Source organism: Shewanella frigidimarina (assembly GCF_003797125.1).
GTDB classification, from domain to species: Bacteria; Pseudomonadota; Gammaproteobacteria; order Enterobacterales; family Shewanellaceae; genus Shewanella; species Shewanella frigidimarina.
Genome location: NZ_RKKE01000001.1, coordinates 772576 through 785884, shown reverse-complemented (window position 1 = coordinate 785884; position 13309 = coordinate 772576). Strand labels below are relative to the sequence as shown.

Annotated in this window: 10 protein-coding genes; 6 read left to right on the top strand and 4 right to left on the bottom strand. The window is 42.1% G+C overall.

Annotation, left to right across the window (positions count from 1 at the left end; translation table 11 throughout):
• The first annotated feature begins 93 nt into the window (after positions 1-93).
• Positions 94-3804 (top strand): response regulator, encoded by a 3711-nt coding sequence (locus EGC86_RS03500; protein WP_123776619.1) that lies wholly within the window; start codon positions 94-96, stop codon positions 3802-3804.
• A gap of 39 nt (positions 3805-3843) precedes the next feature.
• Positions 3844-6240, top strand: coding sequence for a zinc-dependent metalloprotease (locus EGC86_RS03495; protein ID WP_123776618.1), 2397 nt, complete (start codon positions 3844-3846; stop codon positions 6238-6240).
• A 124-nt stretch (positions 6241-6364) separates the two neighbouring features.
• On the opposite strand, the gene EGC86_RS03490 is transcribed toward EGC86_RS03495, so the two are convergent.
• Positions 6365-8197 carry a protein kinase domain-containing protein gene (locus tag EGC86_RS03490; RefSeq protein WP_059745681.1) on the bottom strand — a complete coding sequence of 611 codons (1833 nt, stop codon included), beginning with the start codon at positions 8195-8197 and terminating at the stop codon, positions 6365-6367.
• Between the two features lie 292 nt (positions 8198-8489).
• Here EGC86_RS03490 and EGC86_RS03485 point away from each other — a divergent pair, with 292 nt between their 5' ends.
• A complete protein-coding gene (locus tag EGC86_RS03485; RefSeq protein ID WP_041413224.1) occupies positions 8490-8837 on the top strand; it encodes a hypothetical protein in 348 nt (115 codons plus the stop codon).
• Positions 8838-8935: 98 nt separating this feature from the next.
• A complete protein-coding gene (locus tag EGC86_RS03480; RefSeq protein ID WP_123776617.1) occupies positions 8936-9595 on the top strand; it encodes a thiopurine S-methyltransferase in 660 nt (219 codons plus the stop codon).
• Between the two features lie 66 nt (positions 9596-9661).
• Here EGC86_RS03480 and EGC86_RS03475 read toward each other — a convergent pair whose 3' ends face one another.
• Positions 9662-9919 carry a hypothetical protein gene (locus EGC86_RS03475; RefSeq protein ID WP_011638916.1) on the bottom strand — a complete coding sequence of 86 codons (258 nt, stop codon included), beginning with the start codon at positions 9917-9919 and terminating at the stop codon, positions 9662-9664.
• Between the two features lie 152 nt (positions 9920-10071).
• Between EGC86_RS03475 and EGC86_RS03470 the strand changes: the two genes are divergently transcribed.
• Positions 10072-10953 carry a radical SAM protein gene (locus tag EGC86_RS03470; RefSeq protein ID WP_123776836.1) on the top strand — a complete coding sequence of 294 codons (882 nt, stop codon included), beginning with the start codon at positions 10072-10074 and terminating at the stop codon, positions 10951-10953.
• Between the two features lie 82 nt (positions 10954-11035).
• On the opposite strand, the gene EGC86_RS03465 is transcribed toward EGC86_RS03470, so the two are convergent.
• Together EGC86_RS03465 and EGC86_RS03460 are read right to left on the bottom strand one after the other, a co-directional pair.
• Entirely contained in the window at positions 11036-11230 is a 195-nt protein-coding gene (locus tag EGC86_RS03465) for a helix-turn-helix transcriptional regulator (RefSeq protein ID WP_011638847.1), read from the bottom strand.
• Positions 11227-11643: a hypothetical protein gene (locus EGC86_RS03460; protein WP_123776616.1), complete on the bottom strand. Its 417-nt coding sequence runs from the start codon at positions 11641-11643 to the stop codon at positions 11227-11229. The genes EGC86_RS03465 and EGC86_RS03460 overlap by 4 nt, the downstream gene beginning before the upstream one ends.
• 598 nt (positions 11644-12241) lie before the next feature.
• Here EGC86_RS03460 and EGC86_RS03455 point away from each other — a divergent pair.
• A complete protein-coding gene (locus EGC86_RS03455) occupies positions 12242-13216 on the top strand; it encodes a nucleoside hydrolase (RefSeq protein WP_123776615.1) in 975 nt (324 codons plus the stop codon).
• The last annotated feature ends 93 nt before the right edge of the window (positions 13217-13309 follow it).

The window sequence follows — 13309 nt, the reverse complement described above, 5'->3', positions numbered from 1 at the left end:
CTGATATCATAATCATTACTGTTATAACTGCCGTTTTTTGGTGTTATTCGTTCGACAGCGGGTCTTTTTTTTACGCTGTATCAAGGGTGGTTAATGAAACCGACTGAGCCAGATTTACAACTAAAATCTCCTATTCAACGTAATTATAACCGAGCGGTGTTCTACACCTATATCGGGGTAATTGTGATGGCTTTGCTGACCGCTGGCATTATGTTTGAACGTCAAAAAGAGCAGCAAATTCAACAACGAGAAGAACAAGTTGCTCGTCATGTTATGCAAATCGACTTATTGCTTGAGTCGAGCATTCGTGCGGTGAAAAGCTTGCGGGATGTGGCGGTGGATCATTTACGCTTGGGTGAGTTTGTGCGTAAAGAGCGCTTACCGGAGTATGAAAAATTTAATGAAGATGGCCAGTACTTCACACTAGAACCCAATTATGCCAACAGCGGTGTGCCGTTTACCAATATGGGGCGCATTACTGGCGCTGGCTCATTAAATGATCGTAGCGAGAGCTTTTATCAAGAGCTTGAAATGCTATTTGAATTGTCATTATCCTTCCCTGTCGCCAAAGAAGCGGCCCCTAAAGCCTCGTCGATTTATTATATTTCTAACCGTCGGATGATGTCATTTTATCCATGGGAAAATAATGATTTACGCTTTAGAGATGAGCTGCTCAATAAGAAACAATTTCAATTATCAACGCCTGCAATGAATCCACAACGTAGTGTTTTTTGGAGTGAGGCGTACATCGATTCGGCGCATCAAGGCCTTATTACTACGCTTGGTTTACCGGTATATCTAGAAGATGAGTTTATCGGTTCGATTAACCTCGACATGACGTTATCATCGCTGGATAAACAAATTCGTACCTATTTTAAAATGCCCGGTACGGTGATCTTGCTTGACCAGCAAAATAATATTTTATCTCACAGTGATTTTGACTCCAGTGAAATGAATAAGGTTTACCACATTAGCCAGCGAATTCCGGCAGAGTTACATTCGTTATCGGAGTCTGAGCTATTTGACGCCCATGAAGGCATTTTGCGAAATGGATATTACATTCATAGTGTGGCATTGCATAACGCGCCTTGGCGGTTACTGTATTTACAAGATGAAGATGATTTATTCAAAGATTCGTGGGACAAGCTACAACTGAGTTTTCTATTAGTGGTATTGGCCTTGTCACTGCTGGTTACCATTGTGCATTGGCAAACTCGCCGAGCATTCGTTAGCCCTGCTTCACGCTTATTAACCCATCTAGAAACATGTTCACAAACGCCTATCCGTCCGCCAGAGAAAATTACCCGTGGTTGGGAACCGTGGTTTGCGCTAGTGAGTCGTATTTTTGAAGAAAACCGCCAGTATACTCATCATCTCGCCGAACAAAATAAACGTCTTGATAACTTAGTTGCTAGGCGTACTCAGCGTTTACGTGAAACAACTGAGCGCCGTGAGCGCGAGTTTGCATTGCTACGATCATTGATCGATTCGATCCCTGAAGCGATCGTGTTTAAAGACAAAGAAGGCAAATACTTAGGCTGTAATAAGTCAGCTGAAAGAATGCTGGGCTATACCGAAAATGAAATTATTGGCTTAACGTCATCAGAAGTGGTGAGCCCAGAGCAAGGCTTGCGCATTGGGGAAGAAGACAACAAAGTTCTGACCCAGCAGCATTCATTACGTTACCAAGAACGAGTCAATATTGAAGGTAAACCGGTATTGCTCGATACCTTTAAATTGCCGTTTTACAATCGCCGTGGCGATCTATTAGGTTTGATTTCTGTTTGGCGTGATATTACCCGTGAATACGAAGCCGCTGAGCAATTACGCATGTCTGAGCAACGTTACCATCTTGCTATGGATGCGGTAGAAGATGGTTTGTGGGATTGGTACATTGATTCTGAACAGATTATTTGTAATCCGGCTTTCTATTCAATGTTGGGTTATCAAGCTAATGAGTTTCCACCGTTACTCGAGTCAATAGATGAGTTATATCATCCTGACGATCGTGAACGAGTACAAGAGTACCGCGCTCAATATGTGCGCGATCCGGTTGGCACTTATGAAATCGAATTTAGAATGCGCGGTAAAAATGGCCTGTATTTCTGGGTGTTATCTCGTGGGCGAGCGGTTGAGTTTTCTGAGGATGGTTGTAGTAAGCGAATGCTCGGTACACATAAAGACATTACCCGCCAGAAGAGTAACGAAGTCGCCTTGCTTGAAGCAAAACAAGACGCCGAGTTAGCCAACATGTACAAAAGTGAATTTTTGGCCAACATGAGTCATGAAATTCGGACACCCATGAATGCGATTATTGGGATGTTGCAGTTAGCACAACGCACTAGCTTGACTGTGCAACAGCAAGATTATCTTAATAAAGCCGGTTTTTCTGCCCAATCGTTACTGCGAATTATTAATGACATTCTAGATTTTTCTAAAATTGAAGCAGGCAAATTAGAGTTAGAAAGAGTCGCGTTCCCGCTGGATAAAGTACTTGATCATGTTATTGATATTAATGCCATTAAAGCGCAAGAAAAAGGCGTTGAATTACTGCTGTATGCGCCAGTCACCGCAGGGCTTATTTTGTATGGCGATCCACTGCGTTTAGGCCAAGTCATCGTTAATTTATTGTCTAATGCGGTCAAATTTACCCAAACTGGTGAAGTTGAGCTGGGGTGCGAAGATGTGGGTGAGCGTGACGACCGTATCACCATGAAATTCTGGGTACGTGATACCGGTATCGGGATCAGTAAAGACCAACAAGCAATGCTGTTTGATGCATTTTCACAAGCTGATGGTTCAACTACACGTAAATATGGCGGCACGGGTTTAGGTTTATCTATCAGTAAACATTTAGTGTCGATGATGGGTGGAACCATGCAAGTTGAGTCCGAACTGGGCTCCGGCAGCATTTTCAGTTTTACCATTAGCTTTGAAATTGCCGAAGAACAAGTGATCGCGCCGCTGGTGGTGCCAGAACAATTAAATAACCTAACAACGCTGGTGGTTGACGACAACCCAAGTGCATTACAAATTTATTCGACATTGATGACCGATTTTAGCTTTGGTGTGAACACGGCAGACAGTGGTCAAAAAGCACTGGATATATTGCGTAAAAAGCCAGTCGACTTATTGTTGTTAGATTGGATGATGCCAGAAATGAACGGCTGTGATGTTATTAAGGCGATAGATGAAATGGTCGCTGATGGTAGCATAGCAAAGCGTCCTATTATTATCTTAATGACCGCTTATGCTGCTGAGCCGTTAGACCATGAGCTGCAAAAAAATTCTGTTTATGCAGTATTACAAAAGCCGTTTAAGGCCTCGGCGTTATTTGATGAAATTATTAATGCCTTTGCCAAAGAACCTAAGCTGAATGCAATGCCGGTTATTATTGAAGCCGAACCCGCCAAAGCATCTGGTTTAGTATTGTTGGTTGAAGATAACTTTATTAACCAACAAGTAGCGTCTGAATTACTGAAAAGTGCCGGTTATGAAGTAGTGATAGCCGACAACGGTCAAGTTGCATTAGATGTGATTGATTCTAAACCATTTGATGCAGTGTTAATGGACATTCAAATGCCGGTAATGGATGGATTAACTGCTACCGCCGAATTACGCAAACGTTATAGCAAACAACAAATGCCTATTATCGCCATGACTGCGCACGCAATGTCGGGTGATAAAGAAAAAAGTTTAGCTGCAGGCATGAATGCACATATCACTAAGCCAATTGTGCTTACTGAATTATTTGAAACCTTATCTCATTGGATTGCATATAAACATAATCATAAAGACGATTAGTTTTTTGAAGATAGGATATTAACGACAGGGAGATTATTTATGATCCGCCGTAGTATTTCATTGGCATTGTTGCTGGCCGTCACACCAGCAACATTACTTTCTAACGCTGCAATAGCTGCCAGCGACTCAGCCCAAAAAACAATCAAAAATGCTGAAGCGGCAAAAGGCTTTATTAATCTATTTTACGATGCCAAATCTGCCCAGCTTTATTTGCAAGCGGATAAGCTCAATCAACCCTTTCTATTGCTGACCAGTTTACCTCATGGCGTTGGTTCGAATGATATCGGTTTAGACCGTGGCCAGTTAGGTCAAACTCGAATGGTACAATTTGAACAGCATGGTCCTTATGTTGTGCTCAAGCAGCTTAATACCTATTTTCGAGCCTCCAGTGATAATGTCGCCGAACGTCAAGCGGTAACGCAAGCTTTTGCTGAGTCGATTTTATGGCGCGGTAAATTAGTCGAGGGCAAAACGGCTCTAGTTGCGATTAATGACTTAGTGATTAATGATTTGCATGGTGTGTCTGATGTATTAACGGCAACTAAGCAAGGTCTGTATAGCTTAGACAGTAGCCGCTCAATGATATTGCCGCAAAAGATTAAATCGTTCGAACGTAATGCTGATATTGATGTGAATTTAACCTTTAAAGCCAGCAAAGCGGGCAAGCAAGTTGAGCAAGTTACTCCAGACGGTAAATTGTTGTCTGTTCGCGTGCGATACTCATTTATACAACTCCCAGATGTGGGTTATCAACCTCGTCGTTATCATCCTATGAGCGGTTATTTATCGGATGAGTATGCCGATTATTCTACCGCAGTTGATCAACCGCTGACTCAACGCCATTTGCTGCGCCACAGATTAGAAAAAGTCACTCCCGGTGACGCTCCAAGTAAAGTGGTTAAGCCTATTGTGTATTATCTTGATCCTGGTGCACCGGAGCCAATTCGTAGTGCTTTACTGGAAGGTGCACGTTGGTGGGAGAGCGCATTTACTGATGCAGGTTTTATTGACGGCTTTAAAGTTGAATTGTTACCAGAAGGTGCTGACCCTCAAGACGTGCGCTATAACATGATCCAATGGGTGCATCGCGCCACAAGAGGTTGGTCATATGGCGCAGCAGTAACCGACCCTCGTACCGGTGAAATCATTAAAGGTAATGTCACGCTTGGTAGTCTAAGAATACGCCAAGACCATCTCATTGCTCGAGGGCTCACTGCTGGTTGGCCAGATCGTAAAGCCGCTGCTAATGCCGCCATGGAATTGTCGCTTGCCCGTATTCGTCAGTTAGCTGCCCATGAAGTGGGCCATACCCTGGGGCTTGACCATAACTTTGCAGCATCAACAAACGATAATGCTTCAGTAATGGATTACCCACATCCGTACGTGAGTATTCAAGGTGATAACATTGATATTGCTACGCCTTACACCGAAGGAATGGGTGAGTGGGACAAATACACCATAGCCTATGGTTATGGAGGCCTTACGCAGACCGAGTCTTTGTTAACGTCGACCTTAACTAAAGGTTTCCGTTATATTGGGGAAGCAGACTCTCGTAGTGCCAGTGCCAGTAATGCGTATGCCAGTTTATGGGACCGTGGTAACGATGCAGTAGCGGAATTAGTACGTTTAGAAACAGTGCGCCGTAAAGCGATTGAGGACTTTAATTCAGATGCTTTATTGGCCGATGAACCTCATGGCGAATTAGCCGATGTGTTTGTGCCTATATATTTGCTCACGCGTTATCAAATAGAAGCCGCTGCAAAGTGGATTGGCGGGACTGATTATAGTTATCAACAAGTAGGTTCAGGCGTACGTTGGAATTATATTCGTCCTAAAATGCAACTTGCTGCACTCGATGCATTATTGGCGAGTTTGCAAACAGATAGCTTATTAGTACCAAATAATGTGCTGCAAGCGTTAGTGCCAAAAGCCGGTAATTATCGAAAAACTCGTGAAAGCTTTGGATCAAACTTAGGTGTGATAACCGATCCAGTGGCGATGGCTGAAGTGTTGAGCCGTCATATAGTGACGCAGTTATTAACCCCCGAACGTTTAAACCGTGTCAGTCAGGCTTATATGGAAGACAGTCAGCAACTGTCGGTGGTTCAATTAATCGATAAGCTTGCAGGAGCCAGTTTGTATCAAGATTTACCGAGCGGCCAGGGTCTAGCGATGCAAATGCGAGTCAATACTGTGGTGATTGATAGTCTATTAGCAACGTACCATAGCCCTAAAACAGCACCTGAAGTTAAAGCGCAGTTAGCCGCAAGAGTGGACTATATTATTAAGCAGCTTAAGCGCCGCAGTAACCGTGGCAGCGATTATCAATCGGCGCATTACGATTGGCTGTTTCAAGGTGTAACGAAAGGCATGACCGATCCTACTTATCGATTAATCACCAAGCCGATGGATTTGCCTCCTGGCTCGCCAATTTAAGTGTTGGCTGATAGTGTTTGGTGAGAGTGTTGAGTGATGTATAGCTGATAATACGCGACCTCTATTGGGGTCGCGTATTGCTTTGTATCAGTGCAATAACCTGATGATAGCGTTTAGAATATGACTATTTTGTTTGCGGTAAAGTGGGTTCTGCAACGATGACTTTAGGGTTTCTAGGATAGAAATCATCTGCTTTACGATCGATATGACTAAATTGACGGGTGTTTTTATAGGGCAGTTTCATAAAACCTGAAATACCATGACCTTGAATTTTATTTGCGTGAGTCATAATTCTATCCAAACAGGCTCGAAATGCTGCTTGTTTTCGTGGATTTAATAAACGTAAATAACTGTGGATTTTTAAATGGTTTGGTAACGCTTCAAAGATAATACAGCCAGTATGATGGATTTGATTTAACCACCCAAGTTCAGTCATGATTTCTGCTGGCAGTTCCAAGTTTTCTTCCGGATCTTTACCGTCTTCAAAGTATGAGTGCAGCCGAGATTTATCTTCCAAGGTGGGCACATCACCGACTTCAAACGGCATTTGCAGTTCACCGGTTATTTTATATTGGTGCTCGGTACTTTTTCGCTCAAGGTGTAAGGTGTCTTTGGCATTAAAAAAGCAAGCTTTGAACACCCCAATCCGCTTAATTCCTCGCGCCATGGTGACCATATTATTTACCGCTAACACGAGCGGCGCTTTACTGTCTGGATCGTAGATGGCTAAATTGGAGTCGATAAACACGCCAGACTCTTGCCAATGGATCACCAAACCGCCGACGATAGGATACTGTGCTAAACGGCCTACTGCGGCAATAAAGCCTTTTTCGGTATCGGCCATACCCACCATAAAATTGCGATAATATTTCTCTAATTGCACATCATCCATTTTGGCAATGGGATCTTGAGTATTGTGCTCTTTCAAAAACGATTTACGCGAGCTGTAACTCACCGTTTCGACGGCTTTCGAACGCGGTTGAGCCCATACCGGAATGTCGGGGGCGAGGGGGGGAGTGGATAGTATCGGCAAATGCATTCGATGACTGTGGCGTAGACTTTTGAGAAAGTAATCACCCGCAAGATTGCGCCGTTCAACATCATCACTGAGCATTGCATCAAGTATTTTTGCCAGTTCGATAGGTAACCCTATGCTGGTTGCAGGAATGATTTTTGTGCCGAAACGACTAATTTGTCCTGACGCGAGTGCATATAAGGTTGCAGCAGCGCCTTGTTCGTCAAATCGAGGCGTAGATAACGCACCGCTCAATTGTTCGTCACCAATAAAATACACATCGCCCATACGCGCGTTAGTGTGCTGTTGGTCGCTTGATAGTAAGGACATGACATTGTCATCAACCGCGCGGCCGTGTTCATCTCGCTGAGCAAATACAGCAGAGCCCCAATCAATTAACGACAATTTGTCGGTTTCAATATCATAAACCAAGTTAGATGGCTTAATATCGCCATGCACTAAAGGCTTACCTTTACGAAGATAATATAAAATATTGGCTAATTGTCTCGCGATACTGACGACCATTACTGGTGGCAAAGCGCCTAATCGTTGGCAAATCTTGTCGAGGTCTTCGCCTTGAGCCCGCTCCATTACTAAAATGCCTTGCTTACCAACCCGTTCAAATTTTATCGCCCCTGGTATGTTTGGGTGTTTTACTTGGCTAAGCATATAGGCTTCTTCTTCAAGCCTATCTTGGACGCTTTGAGGTAAATTTACCCTTGAGAATTTAAACACATGTGATTGGCTAAATTCATTGATACCCGCAAACACAAAGCCATAGGCTCCCTTACCAATAAATTCAATTTGCTGATATCCCAATTTACTCAGCTGTTGCTTACACAGGCGAATCCAGGCCTTATGCTTACGTGCATCATTGGCGCTGAGCAGATAGATGGACTGCTCTTCATTGATATAAAAGTGTTGCAGTTGCGGTGTTTGCAAAGGTAAGCCTCCTTTTTAAGCCCATTAAACCTTGATTAACCTTACTGCGGCAAGTGCTTCTTATATAAAACAACAGATTCCATCCACACATCAGCGCAGTCTATTTAAACATGGCTGTTCTTTTACTAAAAACCGCCCAGTATTGTTTTGTGAGCAAGCTTTTTGATTTGTAAATGGTCGCTTCCTATCTAAAAAATTACGATAAGTAAACCTTGACCTATATCAAATCAAAATCAATCAACACTAGGTACTATGGCTGTAATAGTTAATTAACGATTTTATGAGAGGTTATATGCATAATATAAATAAAACTGATTTAATTCAGTTGTTTAATTTTCCTCGGCAGCGAATTTTACAATCAATGGAAGTTACCCATTGTCCCCATGCAGTGTTTTTTAATCAAAGTGATGAGCAATGCATAACCTGTCATCAGGGAGAGGAGTGTTTGTGGATTAATCATAACGATGAAATGGTTGCGCTTGAAATGAAGTCGGTTGACCAATTAAAGCAACAATTATTAATCGCGGTCGATTACATTGACTCAAATTTAAGCCCGCATCATATGTCGCGTAGAAAGTGCCAATGTGAAAACTGTCGTTGGTTAAGGCAAGTACAAATGACTCTAGACGGTAAAGCCTAGTAAGTTGAATGCCAAATCATCAAGGGAGGTTGCATCCATTTTTTTTAGTCTTTAAAGTAGCCTGCATCTCATTAGCAACTTGACTGAAGAATAGCATCATGGAACCCAGCTTTTGGCATGAAAAATGGCAGTTACAACAAATTGGTTTTCACCAAAACCAAGTGAACCCTTTTTTAGTAAAATATTGGTCGCATATTGGTTTGAATGAAAACACTGAGGTATTCGTTCCTCTATGTGGTAAATCGTTGGATATGTTTTATTTGGCCGAGCAGCGTCATGCTGTGCTTGGATGTGAACTCAATACCCTCGCGGTTGAACAATTTTTTACCGACAATGGTCTGACTTATCAAGTCAATCATACCGACGAACATGTGGTCTTTTCTACCGATCAAGTGACCTTATATCAAGGTGATATTTTTACTCTCCCTAAAAGTGCAACAGCGTCGATTAGTGGTTTTTACGATCGTGCTGCCCTGATTGCTTGGCCAGAAGAAATGCGCCAACAATATGTTAAAGCACTCGCTGCGCTTATACCGGCGAATGTAAGTGGCTTATTAATCACCCTAGATTACTTACAAGAGACTCTAAAAGGGCCACCATTTGCAGTCAGTCCACGTTGGGTTGAAAGCTATTTAACGCCATATTTTGATGTTGAATTGTTGGAGTGTGTTGATGTACTGGCTGACAATCCGAGGTTTATGAATAAACACGTGCCTTGGCTTAATGAAGCCGTTTATAAGTTAACTCGAAAATCATAAAGAGACGCTAAAACCTACCATAACATCGGTAGGTTTTTTTATAACGCGAAATCATTTTTAAAGGCGTTAGTGAGATTCTCTAAGGGTAATTAAGGGCCTTAAATCGACTTCACCGTCGGCGTAAATGGCTGCGATATCATCTTGCTGACTAATGACAGCGACTGGCCCTTTAAGCATATGACGAACGAACAATAATCGATAACCATAACGATGTAAGTCATACAGTGCGAGTTTTTGGTCTGCTGTGGTTAAATTCCAATGCTCATCGTGATGAATTACATCCTTGTCACGTCGATCATTTATTTGGTATGCAACTTGAGTCATAATCCTTTCACCTAAGTCTTTTGAATGGCTTATTTATTGTTTACAACATTACTATAACAATAATACTTTTGAATGATAGTTTTTTGAACGCATTTTGTATGAAAAATCCCAAATTTCATTAGCTAACTCACATTTTCATCAATTTGGACACTCTGATGCTTAATTACATTGAACCAGTATTTCGTCCTCCTTCAGAGGGAAAGTCATTAATTTTACAGGTTTCCAATGGTTGTAGCTGGAATCAGTGCAGTTTTTGCGACATGTATACCCAGCCACAAAAACAGTTTAGAGCACAGAAACTCGATAAAATTGAAGATGATATTATTACTGCTGCCGCATCTGGTTATCCATTTAACCGTGTTTTTTTAGCCGATGGTGATGCGATGACGTTACCGTTTAATCGTTTAAAAGCGATTTGTGAATTGATTAATACTCATCTGCCTCATGTCACTCGGATTAGCAGTTATTGTCTCCCGCGTAACCTAAGCAATAAAACGGTTGAGCAATTAGCACAATTACGACAAATGGGTTTATCTATTTTGTATATTGGCTGTGAAAGCGGTGATGATGAAGTGCTTGGACGCATTAAAAAAGGCGAAACGTTTGCCTCATCTTTAGCTGCGTTACAGAAGATTAGCCAAGCAGGCATAAAATCATCAGTGATGATTCTCATGGGATTAGGTGGTGTGCAGTTATCTCGTCAACATGCGATAGCCTCTGCTGAATTAATGAATGCGGCTCAGCCCGATTATTTATCCACACTGGTGGTAACATTACCGCTGGGAACTGAGCGCATGGATAATGTTTTTGATGGTAAGTTTGTATTGCCAGATCAAAGCGGTTTATTGACAGAAATGCACACGCTATTGAGCCATCTGAAGTTGGATAAAACCATTTTTCGTTCAGATCATGCTTCGAACTATTTAGTGCTTAAAGGTATTTTAGGCAAAGATAAGTCTGCATTAATCACTCAAATTGAGCAGGCATTACACGGAATGATCCCGTTGCGAAAAGAATGGCAACGGGGTTTGTAGCGGCATTTACAATGATACTAACCAGTTTATTGAATGGGTTAATTAACTAGCCTGTATTTTCTGCTTAGTGACAGCCTTAGCTTTATTGCTCGTCTTCAAAGATACTTTCAATCGGTAACTTGAATAAACGTGCCGCTTTAAAGGCCAATGGCAAACTCGGATCAAACTTACCGGTTTCGATCGCGTTGACTGTTTGCCGGGACACATCAAGTAAGTCTGCTAGTTGTGCTTGGGTCAAGTCTTGTTCTGCCCTGAGCACTTTTAGGCGATTTTTCATTGATACTTCCTATGGCCTAGAATAATACCGACTAAATAGGTTAGCCCCATAATGATCACCAAATGAGAAATTTCCGCGTGACTTGCTATTAAGTTTGTCGTGTCTAAATTTGAGTAGCTCAAGCCAACAATTAGCCCCACCCCCAGACTGAGGCCCATCGCATTTAATTGAATCTTTTGCTGCAATTCATCTAAGCCAAGTAGTTGGCGTCTATTGGCTAAAATCATCCCAATACCCATCATGAAATTAGTGCCTATGGCCATTATGGTGATTAAATCTTGCTGCCAAATAAATTGTGGACCAAAGTTAGCGACGGCCATACTTATCACCCACGCTAGGGTCCATTTAGCTAAACGAGTTGTATTATGTTTGTTGGTATTTTTCCAGTCTTGATTTTGTGTTAATGGTGACATTATCAACATCCCTTTGGTCGTGCTTAGTTGTCATTATGTCAACTAAGCTTGACTTTAAGTTATTGCAATCTATTAGTGGTTGTCAAGTAAGCTTTACTTTTTGATGTATTGTAAATTAACCTCAACTCGGATTAAGAGGTTACATTAATGACTGAGGCAAAATGATTGGACTAGTGCATTGCAGCTAAAAACTAACTTATTGAGCCAGATTAGGTTAATGAATGTATTGACGGCAAAACTAAGCTGTAGAGTGGATTTACTCATCTACGCCTGAAATGAATATCTGTAGGTGTTTAATAAAGTGATGTTATCGCTGATGCATTTGTCATAGTTAGTTGCACACGTGTAAGTGAACCATTATGTTCATTTACAGATAAAAGTTTGACGAGTAATCACACTTCTTTGTGCACTATTTTTGTATAGTGCCAAGGGCTTTAATGACTCTCAAGATCCTGTAACAGTTCGTTTGTCGCAGTCGTTAATCATCTTCGAATATCTTGTTGGTATGCATTGAAAGGCCTGTGAATCTCATAGCAGGATATTCAGTAAAACCTTATAGTGTATCGATTTACTTAATAAAAGTAGGACAGTGATCCCCATGAAAACTAAAATAATATTAGACACAGATCCCGGTATTGATGATGTATTTGCTATTCTGTTTGCCGAAGCACACCCCGATATTGAACTTAAGGCTATTACTACTATTTATGGCAATGTAACCATTGAAAATGCGACCCGTAACGCGCTTTATCTTAAACAAAAATTTCAGTTGCAAGCCGATATTGTCACTGGCGCGAGTAAGCCTATCGTTCGACCTCCAGTTGGCCCAACTGTCGTTGTACACGGAGAAGGTGGCTTTGGTGATGTGAATGTCCCAGCCGAAGTAGAAGGTCAAGCTGATCCGCGGCCTGCGTATCAATACATCATTGACGCTGTAAAGGCGGAGCCTGGTGAGATTACTTTAGTGGCCATCGGTCCGTTAACTAACCTTGCGCTAGCGCTTCAGGCTGACCCAAGCATTGTCGACTTAGTTAACAAGGTGGTCATTATGGGTGGCGCTTTTGGTGAGAACGGTCATCGTGGCAATGTGACCCCTTTTGCCGAAGCTAATGTACACGATGATCCTCATGCTGCTGATATGGTGTTGACGGCCTCATGGCCTGTGGTTGTGATTGGTTTAGACGTGACTGAACAAAGCTTTTTTACTCGTGATTATCTTGACCAATTACGTGACAATGCAGGCGACGTTGGCCAATTTATTTGGGATGTTAGCCGGTTCTATTTGAGGTTTTATAGTGAAAAAGTGGGCTTAGAAGCTTGCCATGTGCACGACCCATCCGCCATTGCCTATGTGATTAATCCAGAGTTGTTCACGCTTAGAGAAGGGCCAATACGAGTCGTTGTCGATGGTGTTGCCGAAGGAATGACCATTCAGAAGATTGATGACCGTGTTTACCCGCATGATGAATGGATGAACCAAGCACCACAACAGGTTGCTGTTACGGTGAAAGATGCCGAACTGTTGGAATTATATCGCCACAGTATTATCAATTATGCCGTAAGATTGAAATAGCACTGTCGGCATCTGGCGGGCTAATACCGCTTACAAATGAGCGCAGTAATCACTGCGCTTTTTCATGGGCGTTCGACTCTAGTGTTTTACATT

Coding starts and splice junctions, on each gene's coding strand:
- EGC86_RS03500 (WP_123776619.1), top strand. CDS start 94: ATGAAACCGACTGAGCCAGATTTACAACTAAAATCTCCTATTCAACGT.
- EGC86_RS03495 (WP_123776618.1), top strand. CDS start 3,844: ATGATCCGCCGTAGTATTTCATTGGCATTGTTGCTGGCCGTCACACCA.
- EGC86_RS03485 (WP_041413224.1), top strand. CDS start 8,490: ATGCATAATATAAATAAAACTGATTTAATTCAGTTGTTTAATTTTCCT.
- EGC86_RS03480 (WP_123776617.1), top strand. CDS start 8,936: ATGGAACCCAGCTTTTGGCATGAAAAATGGCAGTTACAACAAATTGGT.
- EGC86_RS03475 (WP_011638916.1), bottom strand. CDS start 9,919: ATGACTCAAGTTGCATACCAAATAAATGATCGACGTGACAAGGATGTA.
- EGC86_RS03465 (WP_011638847.1), bottom strand. CDS start 11,230: ATGAAAAATCGCCTAAAAGTGCTCAGGGCAGAACAAGACTTGACCCAA.
- EGC86_RS03460 (WP_123776616.1), bottom strand. CDS start 11,643: ATGTCACCATTAACACAAAATCAAGACTGGAAAAATACCAACAAACAT.
- EGC86_RS03455 (WP_123776615.1), top strand. CDS start 12,242: ATGAAAACTAAAATAATATTAGACACAGATCCCGGTATTGATGATGTA.